The following is an 18,515-nucleotide window of genomic DNA, read 5'->3' as shown; positions in this document are numbered from 1 at the left end:
GGCCCGTTCCTCAGCGACCGGCCACGGGCAGGGTCATCAGTTGCAGGCGCTGGGCGATGGCGTCTACCGGCGCGTCGGGGCGGATCCTGCTCCAGCGCTTGTTCGGCACGTCGCCGGCGATCAGCAGGGTGGAATGGGCTTCCGGGCTTTCCCCCAGCTGGCCGAGGCGGGCCAGCACCAGGTCCATGTCGGCCTTGTCGCCGGTGAGGAAGATCCAGTTGGGCGAGTCCACCCCATGCTTGGCGGCGAAGGCCTTGAGCACTTGTGGGCTGTCGTTCTCGGCATCGCTGGTGAGGGAGATGAAATACACCTGCCTGGCCAGCTCCTCGCCCATGGCCGCGCGCACCTCCTTGAGCTTGCGGGTGATCAGCGGGCAGGCGTCGTTGCAGTGGGTGAAGATCACATTGAGCAGCACCAGCCGCCCCTTGAGCACGTCGCTGTAGAAGCGCACCTCCTGCCCGTCCTGGGTGCGCAGCAGGGTGTCGGTGAAGTAGGTCTGGGCGTCCCGGGTGCCGCCGGCGGCCAGGGGCCGGGCGGCGGGTGCATCGGCCGGCACGGCCGGGCGTTCGTCGTGGCCTTCGTGGGCCAAGGCGCTGGAGACCAGGCCCAGGGCCAGGGCGAGCGGAATCAGGCACTTCATCAGCGGGTCTCCTGGGCCAGGGCGGTGCGGTCATGGCCGTCGTGTTCGCGGGCGGCGCTGAGTTCGTCGACCCGCGCCAGCAGCACCGCCGGGTCGGTGAAGCCGTAGAAGCGCGTCCACTGCTGGCTGCGGCCGTCGCCCACCATGATCAGCGGCGGATGGTCCTGGTAGTTGGCGGTCCAGGTGCCGAGGCCCTTGAGGGTGTCGGCCACCGCCTCGCTGCTGCCGGTCAGCCAGCTCCAGCCCGGGCCGGCCTGATAACGCCCGGCGAACTCGCGCAGGCGTTCGGGGGTGTCGCGCAACGGGTCGATGCTCAGGGAGATCAGCTGCACCTCGCGACCGGCGCGGTCGCCCAGCTGCTTCTGCAGCTTCTGCATGATCGCCGAGACCACCGGGCAGACGGTAGTGCAGCTGGTGTAGACGAAGCCCATGACGACGATGCGCTCGCCCACCAGGTCATCCTTCAGGCGCAGCGCGCGGCCGTCCTGGTCCAGTAGCGGCACATCGGCGAAGGCCACCTGGGCGCCCTGGGCCAGGTGCTGGGCATGGGGGTTGCCGGCTTGCCCGGCCATGTGCCGCGCGTGCTCTTCCGGGCTGTGGGCCTGGGCCTGGAGGGCGGCGAGCGCCAGCAGGGCGATGGCGATGCCTGACTTCAGAAATTCCATGGCGTGCTCCTTACGGGTTGGTCGGCGCCTGGGCCGCAACGGCGCGCAGGCTGGCGTAGGGTTGCGAGCCGAAGGGCATGCCCAGGGAGGCCGAGCCCACGTGCAGGTAGTAGGCACCGGCCCTGTCCAGGGCCAGCGGCGCTTCGTAGATGCCTTCGCCCACTTCCACCGCCGCTACCTCATGGGGGCGCGAGGCCGGGGCCTGGAAGTAGCGCACCCGCAGGTCGGCGATACCGGCCTGGGGCTGGTCGGCGCTGCCCAGGACCACGCGGAAGCGTGCCTTGGCCGGGGTACCGGCGGTGACCTGGGGCTGGGCGAGGAGGAACTCCACCCGCGGCTTGCTGCGCTGGGCGGCCAGGGCCTTGTTCGGCTGCACCTCGGCGCTGAAGCAATGGGCGATTTTCGGCTGGTTGAGCAGCACCGCCAGGTCGAACCTGCCCGGTGCCGGCAGCTTGATCCGGCTGCTGAACAGGCCCGGCTCCAGCTCGCGCATGCTGCGGTCGATGACCCGCGCGGCGCGGGAGGTGTGGCCGCGGTTGAGGTAGCCGGTCATGGGGGCGTTCATGCCTTCCATGTAGAAGTAGGTGGTGTTGTCCACCGGGTTGACCACGAACACCGCGCCCTCGTCGCGGGCCTGGCTGAGGCCATCGGCCAGCGGCAGGTCGCCGGCCAGCTTGGGCGCCGCCGGCCCCGCCTCGAAGGCCTGGACGATGACCTGTTTGCCTTTGCCCAGGGACTCCAGGTTGATCATGCTCACCCTGGGCGACGCCAGGCCGCGCACATAGGCGTAATTGCGGGTGAACACCAGTTGGTAGGGCTCGGCGGTGACCTCGGTGCGCTGGACGATCTCGTCGCTGCCGGCATCCAGCACCAGCACCTGGTCCTCCAGGCTGTTGAGCGCCAGGCCGAAGCGGCCATCCTGGGTGAAGCGCAGCGGCCCGAGGCCCTGGCCGGCCTCGATCACCTTGCGCACCTCGAGGCTGCGGGCGTCGATCACGGTGATGGTGCCGGCCTTGCCGTCGCTCACGTAGAGGGCTCCGGAGAGCGTCGAGACGGCCAGGGACAGCGGGCTCGGCCCGGTCTCGATGTCCTGCAGCTTCTTCAGGCTGGCGACATCCACCACCGTCACCCGGCCGGCGTCGCGGCTGCTGACGAAGGCATGGCGCGAGTCGGCGCTGAAGGCGATCTCGTGGTGGCCGCCGCCGGTGGCGAGGGTGGCCACGGTCTTGCGCGACTGGGTGTCGATCACGGTGACGCCGCCCTCTTCCCCACGCCGGGCGTTGTTGCCGACCCAGAGGTAGCGGCCGTCCGGCTGCAGGGCCACGCGCACCGGCTCGGGACCGGCGGGCAGGTTGCCCAGCACCTTGAATTCGTCGGTGTCCACCACTGCCACTTCGCCGGCGCTGGGCATGGAGACGTAGAGCAGGCGGTCGTCGGCGCTGGCGGCCCAGTCCATGGGCGGACGCTTCAGGGCGATGCGGGTCAGAGTGCTGGTGATGCCGCCCACCGAGGTCACCGGGTCGATCACGGTGAGGGCGGAGTCCTTGTTCATCACCACCAGGTAGTAGCTGTTCAGGTCCACCAGCGGGCGGGCACTGAGCACGCCCTTGAGGTAGGTGCCGATGCGCACCTTGCACTGGTCGGCCTGGCCGTCGGGCAGCGCCTGGTCGAGCCAGGCTCCCGGCACCTGCCCGGCGAGCGGCTGGCCGGTGGTGGCATCGGTGATGCGCAGACGGATGTCGGCGAACATCCCTTCGGTCAGCACCCCGTCGCTGCCCAGCGGCCGCGCCTCGAACTCGATGGCCACGCCATCGCGCACCAGGCGGTTCTTCGCCTCGGCGGCGCTGTCGGCCGCGGCGGCCTGGGTGGCCAGCAGGCCGGTGAACAGCAGCAGGCTCGACGCTTTCTGTAGGGTATTCACCTGGCATCCCTCCCCTCTTCCGGACCTCGCCCTGATGCGGCAGCAATGGCTGTGCCATTCAAGAAATGGCTTTTGGCTCAACAGATTGCGATCCAGGAGGGGAAAGAAACCGGAATTTTCCCCACCGCTTTCCCCTCTTTTGGGGTCAGTCCGGCGGGCAAAAAAAATCGCAGGCCGGACTGGCCTGCGATTTCTGCCGATGGGTTGTAGGGTGCACCGGGTTCCTGCGGGAGATTCCACGTCAATCGCCACGTAGGATGGGTAGAGCGGAGCGAAACCCATGCTGTCGGATCGGTGGGTTTCGCAAGCTCGCGGAATGCCGCCCGACTCATCCTACAGAGCTGCCCCGAAGCGAATCCGGGGCAGCTGCGCTGCCCTTGGCGAATGAATTCGCCCTACAGGATCTCCGTGCATTGAATTGAAAACGACTGTGGGGGCGCATTCGCCCACACAGTCGGTCAACTCACAATCGTTCCTCCCTCACGGCTCGTCGGTCACCCGCAGCAGCCCCCAGACCCCGCCGACGTTGCCGAAGGCGGCGTAGTCCCGGTACAGGTAGTCCCCCGGCACCGCGTTGGCGCCACCGGCGCTGGGGATCGACAGGCTGAAGTGGGCCGCCGGCAGCACGCTTTCCTGGGCACCGATGTACATCGCCGCCGGGTTGAGGCCGAAGCGGGTCGAACCGACACCGGAATTCTTCAGCGGGTAGCCCCAGACATCCAGCTTCTCGGACAGGAAGGGGTTGAACGCCCACAGGTGCCCGTCGAGCTGGAAGGTGATGCCGCGACTGCCGCCCGAGGGCATGGTCACGTGGGTACGGAACGGCTGGCCGGGCTTGACCTTCATGATCGGGGTCTGCGGATCGCCGCCCACCAGCTCGTTGCTGTAGGCCATGTGCGCGTTGGGCACGTCGGCCCAGCCGTGGCCCTGGGCGTGGCCGAAGGGCGCATCCGGCGCCTTGCCGAAGCGGTACCACAGGGGCTCGCTCCTGTAGTTCACCGCCATGCCGGAGTTGTCCTTGGGATCGGCGGGGATGCCGAAGCCCTCGGAGGCCATGTTCTCCACCGGCCGGCCGTCGGCCCAGCGCATGTTCAGCGACTTGTGCAGCACCAGCGAGAAGTCGCGGTACGGCGTGCCGGACAGCGGGGTCACGGTGGCGGCGGCGCGGCTGGCCGCGTCCTCGGCCCAGGTGGCGCCCTGGGGTGCGATGCTCATGGCGCCGGCCAGGCCCTTCTGGCCCTGCTTGATCGGGTCGGCCGGCAGCAGGTTGAAACCGCCGAACTCGATCGGGGTAGCGATGATGTTGTCGACGCTGCGGCCCAGCTGGGTCACCGGCTTGCCTTCGCGCTCCAGGTGGCCGACGTAGAACTTGTAGCTCTTCGACGGCCAGGCGCCGCCCGCCGCGCCGCGTGGCTCGACGGTCTGCACCGGGTTGATGCCGACGTTGAAGCCGTCCGCCCTGGTCATGTCGTAGGCCAGCAACTGGGCGTGCAGGCCGACATGGCTGGAGGGCCGCATCATGTTGTTGTTGAAGGTGGTGGAACCCAGGCCGCTGTTGCGGTCGCGCTTGACCAGGCCCTGCAGCACCGCGTAGGTCGGCAGGTCGGGCATGACCTCCGGCAGGCGGTTCTCCAGGGTGATGTTGACGCAGTCGCCGGCGGCGGCGCGCAGCACCAGGGGTTCGACCGGGACGCCGGGCTTCAGCTTGCCGGTGAGCGGGTCGAGGTCGGCCTTGCGCACATAGAGGATGGCGGTGGGGTCATGTAGCGGGCCGGACTGGCCGCCGATGGTGAAGACCTCGCCGTCCTCCTCGTCCACCACAGTGGCCTGCGGGATGCTCAGCGGCCGCGAGTTGAACACCAGGGTGCCGCCCTGCGGGTTCAGCGGGCCGCCGGCATGCATGCCCGCCCCGGCCGGGTCGCTGATGGCCAGGCCCAGGGGGTTGGTGAGGATGTCGTTGGCCAGGGCCGCGACTATCTCGTAGTTGCGCTGCACCGTGGTACGGGTCCCCACGCCGTTGGGGTTGGGGCTGAAGCGCGGGCACACGCCATCGAAGGCGGAGGTGTTGCGCGAGGACACCGGACGTGGGTTGTTGGGCAGCGCATAGAGGTCGGCGCGCGGCTGGGTGTAGTTGCGCATCACGCCCCAGATGCCGTTCCAGTAGCCCTCGATGGACGCGTCCAGGCTGTACAGGTAGTCGGCAGCCTCGATGGCGGTATTGCCGGACATCATGGTCACCGGGGCGACGAAGCCCATCTGTTCCGAAATGCCCACCATCTGCGAGGCCTTCCAGCCCGAGTTGCCGCTGTTGCCGAAGCCGGTGCCGCCATGCAGCCACTTCACCCCATGGATGGTGACGTTGTGCTCCTCCTCGTGGCCGCCGGCGTGCATGCGCAGGCGCACGTTGTCGCCGGAGTAGGCCCGCAGCAGCGGGGTGAAGGGGTCGCCGGGCAGGTCGCCGGCGGCATTGATGTGCGGCGGGAAGGCGGTGCTGGCGCCGGTGGGTCCGGTGGCCGAAGTGATGGCGCTGGGGGCCAGGTTGAGCGCCGGGATGGCGCGGTCGGTACGGCTCTGCAGGGCATGGGCGAGATCCCCCGGCAGGCCGTCGGCCTGCATGCCGGGCTTGCCGTCCGGCGCCATCTTCTGCGGGTCGAAGATGCGCAGGCCCACCGGCTCGTTGCGGTAGTTGACGACGAACATGCCGGGGTCATCCACCGAGATGGCCTGCGGGCAGGGGCGGTTCGGGCAACCGAGGACCTGGCCGCCGGCAGACTCGCGCACCGATTCGAAGAGGTTCGGACCGGACTGGCGCACCGGCGGGTTGATGGCGTAGCGGAAGCTGTCCATGGACGTCGGGTAGGCGCCGGCGTCCGGGATGCCGTCAGGGCCGGCGCCGACATACACGCCCGCCTCGTAGGCATGCTGGAAGTCGCTGTACTCCATGAAGAACTCGCGGAAGCTGTCGTTCTTGCCGTCGCCGTCCAGGTCGCCGGTGGCGATCACCGCCTGCCAGGAGGTCGGGCCGCCGTCCTGCCGTGCGCCACTGTAGAGCGGCTGGCCGGTCTCGGCGTGGTACCAGCTGGAGCCGGCCGGCTCGGTGAGCACGGTGGCGTAGAGGCCGAGCTGCTGGTGGGTGGACGGGCCGAAGTGGTCGTGGGTGAAGATGTTCCCCAGGCCACGGTCGACGCCGTAGGTGTTGATCAGCGGGTCGGCGAACCAGCGTTGCAGGGTGGTGCGGGCACCCAGCCAGTCGGCGCGACCGAACTGGCCGAAGTACGGGTGTTGCCTGGCCACCGGGCAGTCGGCGGTGCCGTCGCGGGCGTCGCCTTCGCTGCACTGGTTGTACTCGCGGATGGCCTGGATGCGTTCCACCACGCTGGCCGGCGAGAGGGTGCCGTCCTCGTAGTTCCAGCCGTTGGCCGCGCCGTCGGCGGCGGTCAGGTCCCACTTCGGCAGGTGGATATGCTGGCCGACGATGTCGGTGGGGGTGCGCACCTGGTAATCGTCCAGCTCGTACACCGACGGGATCAGGTTGGTGTGCTGGAACATGGTGCAGTCGAAGGTATTTATCCGCATCACCAGCGGTTCCGGCGGCTGCTGCTTGTTGATCACCAGCCAGGCGTCTTCCCACAGGGCGGTTATACGGGTTTGCGGGAAGTGATAGCCGACCTTGTTGAACACCGCGTCGAACTGTATGGCGGCTGCCTTGTAGGTCCGTGGGCGATCGGCGGTATAGACCGAACTGCCGGTGAATGACATGGCGCCGCCGGTCTCGCCGCTGTTATAGCGGCCAACGGCGGAGGCCTGGGTCAGGCGCTTGCCGGTGTCGTCCATGCAAGGCTCGTAGTAGGGAGCGCCGGCCACCGGCAAGGCGCCGTTGGTGCGGAAGTCCCTGGCCTGCACGGCGCCGCCGGGCAGCACGGCGAAGCTCGGGTGACTGGGCTTGGCGTGGAAGGCCATGGCCGATTGTTCGACATCGGTGCCCTCTTCCGGCAGGAACACGGCCTTGGCGCGATGGACCACCTTGGAGAAGTCCAGGGCGCTGGTCACCACTTCAGCCTCGCCGCCGGCGGACACGCCGTCCAGGGTGTGGCGCGGCAGGCCGCCGTCCCAGCCACCGGCCTGGGCCGGGTCGAGGTTGGCCCACAGGGCGTTGCCGGAGTCGCGCAAGGCCTGGGCCTTGGCGGCGTCGAGCATGTCCAGCGGCGGGGTGCTGGGGCGTTGGCCGACGGTGTTCTCGATGCCACCGATCCAGAAGGGGAAGCCGGGGTTCTTCAGGGTGCCGTCGGCGTTGCGGTTGGCGTTGCTGCGGTCCACCAGGGCCACGGAGCCGACCGCGGCGCGTTCGGACGCCTGGCTGGAATCGTCGCCACCTTCCTCCGCTTCGTCGTCATCGCCCAGATCGGCCAGCAGTTCGTCGGCGTACTTGGGCACCACGGCCACCTTGCCCGGCATGGGCGGCATGGCCTTGCCCGGCAGCGGGACTATGGCGGGAATCGGCGTGCCGGCGACTATCTCGCCATCCGGCAGGGCGCGGGCACCGGCTGCCGGCAGGCCGCTGCGCAGTTCGAAGGGTTTCTTGTGGAAGCCGCCCTCGCCTTCCTCGGACACCGCCAGGCGGGTGCCTTCCTCGAACACGTCGTGGATGCGCCACATGGACCACATGCCCTGGGCGAAGTGCGGGTAGAAGTGGCAGTGGTAGATGGCGTCGCCGGCGGTGCGGTTACGGTTGCCGGAACCGCCGTTGGCGATCTCGTAGGTGTAGCCGGAGCCCGGGCCTATGCCCTGGGCGTCCATGTAGTCGGAGTTGTCGTCGTTGGGGTTGAACAGCCACTGGTGGCCGTGCAGGTGGAAGATGTGCTGCTCGTAGCCGTTGTGGCTGTTGCGAAAGCGTACCGCGTCGCCGATGTAGCTGTGGGCGACGTTGGACGGCTCGGCCGGGAACAGCGCCATGCTGGCCTTGACCCCGGTGGTGCCTTGCGGCGGCACCTCGCCCGGGCGGATGTTCTCCAGGCCGACGTTGGCCGGCACGTCCACCTGCATGGCGATGTCGCCCACGGTGTGGGCGCTGAGGAAGAACTCCTCGTAGGCGCAGGACAGGCAGTCGTGCATGGGGCCGACGCCGAGGCGGTTGGCCACCACCTCGGCGCCGATGCCGCCGGCACCGTAGTTGATCATGAAGGCGTCGCGGGTCGGCTCCAGCACATGGCCGAACACCGGGTCTGCCCAGTAGCCGGGGAAGGCCTGGGCCACGGCGTTTTCGTCATGGAACACGGAGGAGAAATCGCGGAAGGGCTCCAGGCGGTTGGGCAGTGCCGGGTTGCGCTTGCCGTAGCTTTCCAGCGGGTAGGTATTGGCCGGGAAGCTGCCGTCGTCCTTCGGCCCCATGACCACCGCATCGGTGTCGCTGGAGACGATTTCGCCGTTGTCCATCATGGCGATGACCGGCAGCCCCGCCTTGCCTTCCTCGATCCAGGGGGACTGCTGCGGGTAGCGCACCTCGTAGTCGATGATCGGCTGGCCAGCGGGGGTACGGCCGGTGGTGGCCAGGCGCATTTCTTCTTCGGTGATCACGTTGCGGTAGGTGCGCGCGCCCTTGGGCAGCACCACCACCTGGGCGAACAGGCCGTTGGCGGTATTGCCGCCGGTGCCCTCGCCGCCGAAGGTGGCGCCATAGCTGGTGGCGGCGAACGCCCCCTCGCGCTCGGCGTAGAGGGTATAGCTGCGGCTGCCTCCGGGCGGGATCAGGCTGTTCTGGTTGCGCCCGGCATTGGTGGCGATGTCGCCGATGTCGTTGACCGCCTGCAGGCCGTTGACCTGGAAGCCCACATGGCGGTCGGCGACCTGCTCGTCCTTCTTGAACAGCGGGTCGTCCGGATTGTTCGGGTTGGCCTGGTAGGCCAGCAGATTCTGCAGGTTGATGGTCAGGCAGTCGCCGGCGGCCACCCGCAGCACCAGCGGACGCGGGCGCTTGTCCGGGCGCAGCGCCACTTCGCCGGGCACTGCGGCGCCGCCCTGGCTGAGCGGCACATCATTCTTGTCCAGCACATCGCGGCGCAGGGCGAACATCATTCCGTTGATGTTCTGCGCCCCCAGGCGGTTGAACATCAGCGGCTGGTCGAGCGCCACCACGTTGGCCACCAGGTTCCGCTCGCAGCGGATCGCCGCCAGGGCGTCCTCGGTGGAAAAGAGCGCGCCCAGCAACAGGAGGGCGCCCCCAAGATAAAGAGATGCCCTCGGGGCACGATTGGAAATGGGGTTTGCACTGTTCGAAGGGTTAGTCCGTTTCATCTTGGCTGACCTCGGTATCAGGTGCACGGATGCCAATAGAGGGCAGGACTGTCCGAGCAATGCCTGTGCCATCACGCCAAGTGCTTTCAATTCAATGGGATAGGATCGGAAATCGGGTATTGGCCAGTATTTCCCCCACCCGATTCCCACCCATTTCCCCGGTTTTCTGGGGGGTGGGGCGAGGGTGGTGATGCGGGTCTTCTCAGCTTTGACATCGGGGCGCGCCGTGGCCCCGTAGGGGGATAACGCTCTTTTATCCACCAGCGAAGTCAGGCGGAACTCCGATGGTGGACAGAAAAGCGCTGTCCACCCTACCCGGCTAGCTATTGCGCCGTGTCAGCCGAACAGGGTGGATGGAGGGCTGAAGGCGCCCCGCATCTGGGGAATTTCCCCACTAGCGGGGGCGTTTCGCGTCGGCCTGCAGGCGCTGGTAATGCCCCAGCACACTGGGTACGTAACGCTGGGTTTCCGGGTAGGGGGGAATGGCGCGATTGTAGGCGAGCACGGCCCCGGGGCCCGCGTTGTAGGCGGCCAGCGCCAGGGACAGGTCGTTGCCGAACAGGGTCATCATGCGTTTGAGGTAGCGCGCGCCGCCGCGCACGTTGGCGGTCGGGTCGAAGACATCGTGCACGCCGAGGTCCTTCGCGGTGTCTGGCATCAGCTGCATCAGCCCGGCCGCGCCCTTGGGCGAGAGCGCGGAAGGGTCGTAGTTGGATTCGGTCTGGATCACCGCGTGCAAGAGCTCCGCCGGCAGGTCGTAGTCGAAGGCAGCCTGGGCCACGATCAGGGCGTAGCGTGAAGCCTTCCGCGGGCGCTTGCGCGAAGGTGCGGCCAGGCTGGGAGCCTTGGCCATCCTGGGTTTCTCGCGGGCCACGCGAACCTGCTTGCGGTCCGTTCGATGGATGTTGGTGAGGGTGACGGTACCGTTGGCGGACACCACCTGGTAGATATCGGCACGGGTGTCATGAGCGGTGGTCGCAAGGATGCTGAACAGCACCAGGGCAGGCACTTTCATCGTTGTTCTCCCCTGTGCGGGCCGATGCCCTTCGGGTTGTTGGGTGCTGTACCGTCAGCAAAGCACGTGCCGGATGATCCGACCGGCGATGTGTCGCTTCTCTCGCCCGCTCGTCGTGCACAGCTCTTGCATGGTCGCCTCCACTGACCCGCAGCGGAGGCTCCCATGAAGATGCGTCGTCGAACCCTGCAAGGATTCACCCTCCTCGAACTCCTGGTGGTGCTGGTGGTGCTCGGCCTCTTGGCCGGCATTGTGGCGCCCAAGTATTTCAATCAGCTGGGCCGTTCCGAAACCAAGGTGGCCCGTGCGCAGATCGAGGGGCTGGTGAAGGCCCTGGATATCTATCGGCTGGAGGTGGGCCGCTATCCCAGCACCGAGCAGGGCCTGACCGCGCTGGTGAGCGCGCCTTCCGACGAGCCGCGCTGGGCCGGCCCGTACCTGCAGAAGGAGGTGCCCCAGGATCCCTGGGGACGCGCCTACGTCTACCGCTCCCCCGGCGAGAACGGTGACTTCGACCTGCTCACCCTCGGCAAGGACGGCCAGCCAGGCGGCGACGGCGAGAACGCCGAAGTCACCAGCTGGCAGTGATCCCCATGCGCTTCCTGGTAAAGGCGGTACGGGCGCAGCCCGGGGTGGTCGCGCTGGTGGTGGAGGCGGCAGACCGCGAGGATGCCCGCCGACAGACGGAAGCCCAGGGCCTGCGCGTACTCGCCCTGCAACCGGAACGGCGCTGGGCGCTGCGGGGCTGGCGCCGGCGCGAGGGCTTTGCGCTGCTGCTGTTCAGCCAGGAGCTGACGACCCTGCTGAACGCCGGGCTGGCCTTGATCGATGCCCTGGAGTCCCTGGCCGAGAAGGAGGCCGACCCGCAGGCACGCAAGCTGCTGGGCGGCCTGGTGCGCCTGCTCTATGAGGGCAAGTCCCTGTCCCAGGCGCTGGCGCAGTTCCCTGCGGTGTTTCCCGCGCTCTATGTGGCCCTGGTGCAGTCCAGCGAGAAGACCGGCGCGGTGGGCGATGCCCTGGGCCGCTACGTGGCCTACCGCACGCGGATGGACGAGGTGCGGCAGAAGATCATCAGCGCCTCGGTCTATCCGGTGCTGCTGTTGCTGGTGGGCTGCGGGGTGCTGCTGTTCCTGATGGGCTACGTGGTGCCGCGCTTCAGCCTGGTGTTCGAGGGGCTGGGCGAGAACCTGCCCTGGTTGTCCCGGGTGCTGCTGCACAGCGGGTTGTTCCTGCATTCGCACCAGGGGGAAGTATTCGGCGGCGCCGCCCTGGCACTGCTGGCGCTGGTAGTGCTGCTGCGCCGGGAAGGCGTGCGCCGCGCCCTGGCGCGCCAGGTGGAGCGCCTGCCGGCGATCCGCGAGCGCCTCCAGGTCTACGAACTGGCACGCTTCTACCGCTCCCTGGGCATCCTGCTGCAGGGCGGCATCCCCATCCTCACCGCCATCGGCATGGTCCGCGGCCTGCTCGGCGCCGCCTCGCGCCCACGCCTGGACCAGGCCGCCGCACGCATCCGCGAAGGCCAGGCGCTGTCCCGTTCGCTGGAGGAACATGGCCTGGCCACACCGGTCTCGCTGCGCATGCTGCGGGCCGGCGAGCAGTCCGGCAACCTGGGGGAGATGATGGAGCGCACCGCCGATTTCCATGACGAGGAAACCAGCCGCTGGATCGAATGGTTCGTGCGCCTGTTCGAACCCCTGCTGATGACCTTCATCGGGCTGATCATCGGGGTGATCGTGATCCTGATGTACATCCCGATCTTCGAGTTGGCGTCGAGCATCCAGTAGGAGCGAATTCATTCGCGAGGAGCCGCCCGCCCCATCCCGGGGGCTGAGTGGGCCAGGTAGGGTGCGCCGTGCGCACCGGCGGTTTGACGTGGTGCCGAAGCCGATCCCGGAATCGGTGCGCGCAGCGCACCCTAGGGTCCAGGCCAGGCGAAAGGGGGCGGTCTTGTGCACGGGGAGGATTCGCCCCCTTCCAGCGGGCCAGCGCAAGTCCACGTTCTACGAACGTGGATGTTTACTCGCGATCAACCCGGCATTCGGCACGGGCAAGGTCTAGTCTTGTGCCTACCGGGGACGTAGCTCAGCTGGGAGAGCGCGGCGTTCGCAACGCCGAGGTCGGGAGTTCGATCCTCCTCGTCTCCACCAGAACGAGGCCCCCGAAGGTGCGCGTCCTTCGGGGGCTTGCCGTTTCAGGCGTGGCCATGGGCGAGCCGGGCGAGGCCGGTCATGGCGGCATCAAGTGCCTTTCTTGGCCTGCTTCGGTGGCTCTTCGGCACCGGCCGCGGGACGGCGGCGGTCGGAAAGCACCCAGGCACCGTCGAAGAGTTTCAGCGGGAAGCTCACCTCGCCGCCACGGCGACGCTCCAGGTCCGACGGCTCTGGCATCGCCGGCTGTTCGCCCGGGGTGGCCGTGGGCAGGCCGTGCAGCACCACGTTGCCCAGCTCATGCAAGGGGAAGGGTTTGAGCAGGATGATGTCGATATGGCGCTCGATGGCGCGGTTGCACACCTCGATGCTGGGGTGGGCGGTCATCAGCACCGTCTCGCAGACGTGCAGGGGGCGCATGGCGTCGAAGACATCGAAGCCGGTCATGTCCGGCAGGCGATAGTCCAGCACCAGCATGTCCGGCTTGAAGCCCAGCACCGTCTGCAGGGCAATGGCGCCGTTGGCGGCGGTCCGCACTTCACAGCCGAGCATCTCCAGGTAGGTCTGGAAATTCCCGGCGAGGATTTCTTCGTCGTCGACGATCAGTACTTTTTTCGACACTGTGGCTGCTCCCCTGTCAGGAGACCGGACGGCGACCCACCTGGCCGCTGCTTGCATCCTTGCACGTTCCGCGCCAAGGCTGCATCGGTCCGCCCGGACCGATGGCCCTTGAGTCTAGAACGCAGTCGAAGTTTCACCAGCTGATCAATCCCCGAACCTGGTTGGGCCCGGGGCCCGAAAGCGGGGCCGGATCAGTGCTGGTGGCGATCCGGGCGTTCCAGGCCCAGCTTGTCTATGCGGTAGCGCAGCATGTCGCGGGTGAGGCCGAGCATGCGGGCGGACTTGGAGATGTTCCAGTCGGTCTTGCCCAGCACCTTCACCACCAGGTCGCGCTCGGCGTCGGACAGACTCATGTTCTCGTCCTCCAGGCCCAGGCCGCTCGCGGCCATGGCCGGCACAGCCGCCTCGGTGACGCCGGCGCCGGCCAGCAGCCCGCGGCAGATGGCCAGCTGTTCCGGGCCGATGCTGTTGCCCGGCGCCAGCAGCACGGTCTGCTCCAGCATGTTGCGCAGCTCGCGCACGTTGCCCGGCCAGCTGTAGCCCTTGAGCACGGAGCGCGCCTCGGGGCTGAAGCGCAGCCCCGGCTTGCCGTAGCGCTTGCCGTGCTGGGCGACGAAGTGTTCGGCCAGGGTGAGGATATCGTCGCCGCGGGCGCGCAGCGGCGGCACCTTGATGGTGATGATGCGCAGGCGGAAGAACAGGTCACGGCGGAACTTGCCTTCCTGCACCATCTGTTCGAGGTTGCAGTTGGTGGCGCTGATGATGCGCAGGTTGACCTTGCGCTCGCGCACCGAGCCCAGGCGGCGGATGGTGCGGTCTTCCAGCAGCTTGAGCAGCTTGGCCTGGAGCAGCAGGTCGATCTCGCCCACCTCGTCGAGGAACAGGGTGCCCCCGTCGGCCGCCTCCACCAGGCCCACACGGCGGTCCTTGGCATCGGTGAAGGCGCCCTTCTCGTGGCCGAACAGCTCGGCTTCGAGAAGGTGCGAGGGAATCGACGCGCAGTTGAACTCGACGAAGGGGCCCTTGCCCCGCGCGCCGTCGAAGTGCAGGGCACGGGCCACCAGCTCCTTGCCGGTCCCGGTTTCGCCCTCGATCAGCACCACCGGCAGGTCTTCCCCGGCCATGCGCTCCTCGGCCGCCAGCACCTGGCGCACCATGTTCTTCATGGTCCCCATGGGCTCGGAATCGCCGATCAGCGCGGCGAGCCCGGAGTCCTGGGCCTCGCGCTGCTGGTAGAACGACAGCCGTTGCTCCTGGCGACGGGCTTCCAGCACCTTGTCCACCACCAGCTTGAGCTCGGCCAGGGCCACCGGCTTGGTCAGGTAGTCGCTGGCGCCGGCCTTCATGGCCTCCACCGCGCCCTGCACGTTGCCGTGGCCGGTGATCATGATCACCTTGAGCTGCTCGTCCAGTGCGCGGGCGCGGCTGATCAGGTCGCAGCCGCTCATGCCCGGCAGGCAATAGTCGGTGAGGACCAGGTCCGGGTGCTGCGCCTCGATGATCGGCAGGGCCTCCTCGGCCGAGCTGCAGGCCATGACGTCGAACTGGCGCCGCTGCAGGTAGGTGCAGAAGTTGTCGGCCAGGATCTCGTCGTCTTCGACGATCAGAATGCTGTTGCCCATTGTGGTTATCCCCCTGCCGTGGCCCTGAAGGTCAGGTGCACGTTGGTGCCGGCGTTTTCCCGGCTATCGATGCTGACTGCGCCACCGAAGCGCTCGACGATCTTGCGCACCAGCACCAGGCCGACGCCCAGGCCGCCACGCTTGGTGGTGTGGAAAGGCTTGAAGGCCATCTCCAGCATGGCCGGCGACATGCCGCTGCCGGTGTCGCTGACGGTGAGGGTGAGCATCTGCCGGCGCGACTCCGGCTCCAGGCGGATGGCCAGGACGCCGCCGCGCGGCATGGCTTCGATGGCATTGGCGAACACGCTGCTGAGCAATTGCTGCAGGAGGACCGGATGGCTGACCACCTTGGGGGCCTGCTCCTGGTCCCAGGCCACGCTGATGCCGGCATGGCGGATCTGCGGCTCGTAGGCGGCCAGGGTCTCTTCGACGGCAGCCGTGAGGTCGACCGGTTCCTGGTCGCCGCTGAGCGGGCGGGCCGACAGCAGCAGCTCGCGCACCCACTTCGACATGCGGTCGACCTGGATGATGATGTCGCCCAGGTTCTTGTGCAGCGGGCCCGCATCGACCTCCAGGGCCAACTCGGCGCTGGAGCGGATGGAAGCCAGCGGATTGCGCAGGCTGTGGGCGACCGCGGTGGACATTTCGCCGAGCAGGGCCAGGGTTTCGTTCTCCACCAGTTGCCGCTGCTGGTCGTCCACCAGGCCGGATGCGTGGCGGACGAACCAGAACAGGCTGAGGTAGATGACGGCGCCACCCAGGGCCGTGGCGGTCCAGAGCAGGATGAAACCGCGCTTCATGCGGGCGATCAGGTCCACCGGTTCCTTGTAGATCTCGATCACCGACAACACCTCGCCCCGGCTGTCCAGCAGGGGGATGAAGCTTTCCAGATACAGGCTCCGGGGTACCCGCATGAAATAGCCTTCCGCCGGGCAGCTGTCGGGGCCGTGATGGGACATGGTCACGGTGTCGCGGGTCCGCACCGCTTCGGCCAGCTTGGCCTTCTCCAGCGAGCGGCCACCCACCAGCCTGGCGTTGGTGGACCAGATCACCACGCCATCGGGGGAATAGACATTGGCCAGCAGCACATCGGGCAGCCGCACGATGTGGTCGAAGAATTCCTCGTGGGACTTCGCCAGTTGCTCGTGGGAGACGCCGAGGCGGGCACCGTCCACCCGCTTGTCAAGGAACTCGCCCAGGGTCAGGCCGGGGGAGAAATTGCCGTGGATGACCTCGACGTCGGCAATGGACTTGATGAACTGGGCACTGAGCATGGCGTCGCGGTCGATGCTCTCGCTCATCAGGAAACGGGTCGCCGCCAGGCCGAGCAGAATGGCCACTGCGAGGATGATCACCAGGCTCACCAGGGAAAACCAGCGGAACAGATTGAAGGGTTTTGCCAGCAGCGCCGTCTTCATCTCAACCTCCCCTCGAGTGCCGGCGGTTCGCTCCCAGGAGAGCGTCTGAACAGGGCCGCCAGCCGGCCGGCGGCTCCTGCGCCGGTTCCGGGGTAGTTATAGCGCAGGCCGCTTCATTCGCAGGCCGGCCGCTCGACGACCGCCGGATCGACGGGGCCGGCGATTCCCCAACTCCCCACCCACTTTTTCCCCACTTCTGGGGCACCAGTCCCCAACCCCTGGTACAGGGTCGCGCGACCGGACTTCGCACGTTTTTCTCCACACCCGCGGAGCAGAGCGCGCGGCACCAGGTGGCATGGGAGTTGCGCCAGCCCCATCCCAACGACGCGCCGCCACCCATCGGAGCCTGACGAACGGCGAAGTTCATCGACTGGAAGGGGCGACACCATGCACTGCCCGAACTTTCGACGACCTGGCCCCGCCGGCCAGCGGGAAAGCGCTATCCACGGCTGACACGGCGCCGCCTTGTGGGAGCGAATTCATTCGCGATGCAGGACGCAGTCCTGTCGCAGGCTGGCGCCGAGGAACGAAGCCCTGCATGAGGCCATGCGGCAGCATTGGGTTCTGCTCATCCGCAAGCTGCGAAAAGCCCTGCCCCGGCGGTCGACATCTCGCCGACAAATTCGCATGACCGCTTGAAAAACCCCGCGTTCACCCGATAATCCCGCGCCCTGCCGTTCCTGCCATGCACACGGCCCCGACCAAGCAGACGAATTTCTGCGCAGACAGAAAATTCAACGACCACTGGAACCGACCCGATGAACCCCAGCCTTCCTTCCCTGATCCTCGCCGGCGGCCTGCTGGCGGCCGGCACTGCCCTGGCCGACGGCCCCCTGCTCTGGCAGGACAACAGCCTGACCTACCTCTATGGCAAGGATTTCGAGATCAACCCGGAAATCCAGCAGACCTTCACCTTCGAGCATGCCAGCGGCTGGACCTTCGGTGACCTGTTCATCTTCGTCGACCAGATCAACTACAACGGCGAGCAAGACCCCAACCTCGGCAAGAACACCTATTACGGTGAAATCTCCCCGCGCCTGTCCTTCGGCAAGCTTTTCGAGCAGAAGCTGGCGTTCGGCCCCATCAGCGACGTGCTGCTGGCCGCTACCTACGAGCGTGGCGAGAACCGCAACCAGAACTACCTGCTCGGCCCGGGGTTCGACCTGCAGCTCCCGGGTTTCGACTACTTCCAGCTGAACTTCTACTATCGCAAGCCCGACGGCATCACCAACAACCCCTCCGGCCAGTGGCAAGTCACCCCGGTGTGGTCCTACACCATCCCGGTGGGCAACTCGGACATCCTCATCGACGGGTTCATGGACTGGGTGTGGAACAACAAGGACGCCACCTCCGACCGTCCCAACGACCTGCACGCCAACCTGCACTTCAACCCGCAGATCAAGTACGACCTGGGCAAGGCCATGGGCTGGAGCGCGGTGAAGCACTTCTACGTCGGCATCGAGTACGACTACTGGAAGAACAAGTACGCCATCGACGACAACGGCTTCCTCGGCGACGAGATCCTCGGCGGCACCGACCAGAACACCTTCAGCCTGCTGGCCAAGGTCCATTTCTGACGACTGTGGGGCCCGTCGCAATGGCGGGCCTCTCTGTCTTGCGCCTTACAGGACGCAGGTGGAAAATGCGCCTCAGTCTCCGCCTGCAGTCTGACAAGGAAACTACCGATGGCCAGCGACAGCCCCCAAGCCTCCCCACGTACCACGGGTGAGAAACTGGTCACCGGCGGCTGGATCGCCCTCGGCATCATCATCCCCATCAGTTGCATCTTCTCCGACGAATCCTTCGACTTCTCCAGCGGCCTTGCGCTGCTGTCCCTGATCACCCTCTGCGCCGCCTTCGCCTGCTGGCCGAAGCTCTTCCTCACCCCCATCAACTACCGCAGCTTCGCCGACAACGTGCCCCGTGGCAGCGCCATCGCCATGGCCGTGTTCGTGGGCCTGACCGTGCTGCGCGGTTTCGTCGAGCTGGTGGCCTGACGCGCGCTTTCCTGCCCTCCCTGTAGGGGCGAATTCATTCGCCAAGCAGGCCGAAGGTCTGCCTTCCGGATTCAACAGGGGCAGCTGCGCTGCCCTTGGCGAATGAATTTTCTATGTCTGCGTTAGCTGTTGTAGCACCGAATGGAGGCGTCTAATACGGGATTTTCGGGCCTCCGTG

12 protein-coding genes and 1 tRNA gene are annotated in these 18,515 nt (G+C 67.2%); 5 read left to right on the top strand and 8 right to left on the bottom strand.

The features are described 5' to 3' along the window. Window positions 1-10: 10 nt before the first annotated feature. The 5 genes from ACFPU0_RS16100 to ACFPU0_RS16080 all read right to left on the bottom strand — a co-directional run bounded on the left by ACFPU0_RS16100 (window position 11) and on the right by ACFPU0_RS16080 (window position 10,532). On the bottom strand, window positions 11-640 hold the full coding sequence (locus tag ACFPU0_RS16100; RefSeq protein ID WP_377694175.1) for an SCO family protein: 630 nt from the start codon (window positions 638-640) through the stop codon (window positions 11-13). After that, window positions 640-1,305: an SCO family protein gene (locus ACFPU0_RS16095; RefSeq protein WP_377694174.1), complete on the bottom strand. Its 666-nt coding sequence runs from the start codon at window positions 1,303-1,305 to the stop codon at window positions 640-642. The genes ACFPU0_RS16100 and ACFPU0_RS16095 overlap by 1 nt, the downstream gene beginning before the upstream one ends. A 10-nt stretch (window positions 1,306-1,315) precedes the next feature. Then, a complete protein-coding gene (locus tag ACFPU0_RS16090) occupies window positions 1,316-3,226 on the bottom strand; it encodes a YncE family protein (protein ID WP_377694173.1) in 1,911 nt (636 codons plus the stop codon). A 480-nt stretch (window positions 3,227-3,706) separates the two neighbouring features. Next, entirely contained in the window at window positions 3,707-9,517 is a 5,811-nt protein-coding gene (gene mnxG / locus ACFPU0_RS16085; protein ID WP_377694171.1) for a manganese-oxidizing multicopper oxidase MnxG, read from the bottom strand. Between the two features lie 394 nt (window positions 9,518-9,911). Continuing rightward, window positions 9,912-10,532: a lytic transglycosylase domain-containing protein gene (locus ACFPU0_RS16080; RefSeq protein WP_377694170.1), complete on the bottom strand. Its 621-nt coding sequence runs from the start codon at window positions 10,530-10,532 to the stop codon at window positions 9,912-9,914. Between the two features lie 171 nt (window positions 10,533-10,703). Here ACFPU0_RS16080 and gspG point away from each other — a divergent pair, with 171 nt between their 5' ends. The 3 genes from gspG to ACFPU0_RS16065 all read left to right on the top strand — a co-directional run bounded on the left by gspG (window position 10,704) and on the right by ACFPU0_RS16065 (window position 12,679). After that, the gene (gene gspG, locus ACFPU0_RS16075; RefSeq protein ID WP_377694322.1) at window positions 10,704-11,120 is read left to right on the top strand and encodes a type II secretion system major pseudopilin GspG; all 417 of its coding nucleotides are present in this window, start codon (window positions 10,704-10,706) and stop codon (window positions 11,118-11,120) included. A 5-nt stretch (window positions 11,121-11,125) separates the two neighbouring features. After that, entirely contained in the window at window positions 11,126-12,316 is a 1,191-nt protein-coding gene (locus ACFPU0_RS16070; RefSeq protein ID WP_377694169.1) for a type II secretion system F family protein, read from the top strand. A 287-nt stretch (window positions 12,317-12,603) separates the two neighbouring features. Next, window positions 12,604-12,679: transfer RNA gene (locus tag ACFPU0_RS16065), tRNA-Ala, on the top strand. Between the two features lie 90 nt (window positions 12,680-12,769). Here ACFPU0_RS16065 and ACFPU0_RS16060 read toward each other — a convergent pair. From ACFPU0_RS16060 to ACFPU0_RS16050, 3 genes are all read right to left on the bottom strand, one after another. Further along, window positions 12,770-13,300: a response regulator gene (locus ACFPU0_RS16060; protein ID WP_377694168.1), complete on the bottom strand. Its 531-nt coding sequence runs from the start codon at window positions 13,298-13,300 to the stop codon at window positions 12,770-12,772. Window positions 13,301-13,491: 191 nt separating this feature from the next. After that, the gene (locus ACFPU0_RS16055) at window positions 13,492-14,922 is read right to left on the bottom strand and encodes a sigma-54-dependent transcriptional regulator (RefSeq protein ID WP_377694167.1); all 1,431 of its coding nucleotides are present in this window, start codon (window positions 14,920-14,922) and stop codon (window positions 13,492-13,494) included. A 5-nt stretch (window positions 14,923-14,927) separates the two neighbouring features. Then, window positions 14,928-16,340 (bottom strand): sensor histidine kinase, encoded by a 1,413-nt coding sequence (locus ACFPU0_RS16050; protein ID WP_377694165.1) that lies wholly within the window; start codon window positions 16,338-16,340, stop codon window positions 14,928-14,930. Between the two features lie 758 nt (window positions 16,341-17,098). On the opposite strand from ACFPU0_RS16050, the gene ACFPU0_RS16045 reads away from it, so the two are divergent. Both ACFPU0_RS16045 and ACFPU0_RS16040 read left to right on the top strand, forming a co-directional pair. Continuing rightward, entirely contained in the window at window positions 17,099-17,917 is an 819-nt protein-coding gene (locus tag ACFPU0_RS16045) for an outer membrane protein OmpK (RefSeq protein ID WP_377694164.1), read from the top strand. A 108-nt stretch (window positions 17,918-18,025) separates the two neighbouring features. After that, window positions 18,026-18,337: a hypothetical protein gene (locus ACFPU0_RS16040; RefSeq protein WP_377694162.1), complete on the top strand. Its 312-nt coding sequence runs from the start codon at window positions 18,026-18,028 to the stop codon at window positions 18,335-18,337. The last annotated feature ends 178 nt before the right edge of the window (window positions 18,338-18,515 follow it).

Source organism: Pseudomonas sp. GCM10022186, from assembly GCF_042656385.1.
In the GTDB taxonomy this organism is placed as follows: Bacteria; Pseudomonadota; Gammaproteobacteria; order Pseudomonadales; family Pseudomonadaceae; genus Metapseudomonas.
This window is presented reverse-complemented; position numbering and strand designations above follow the sequence as displayed.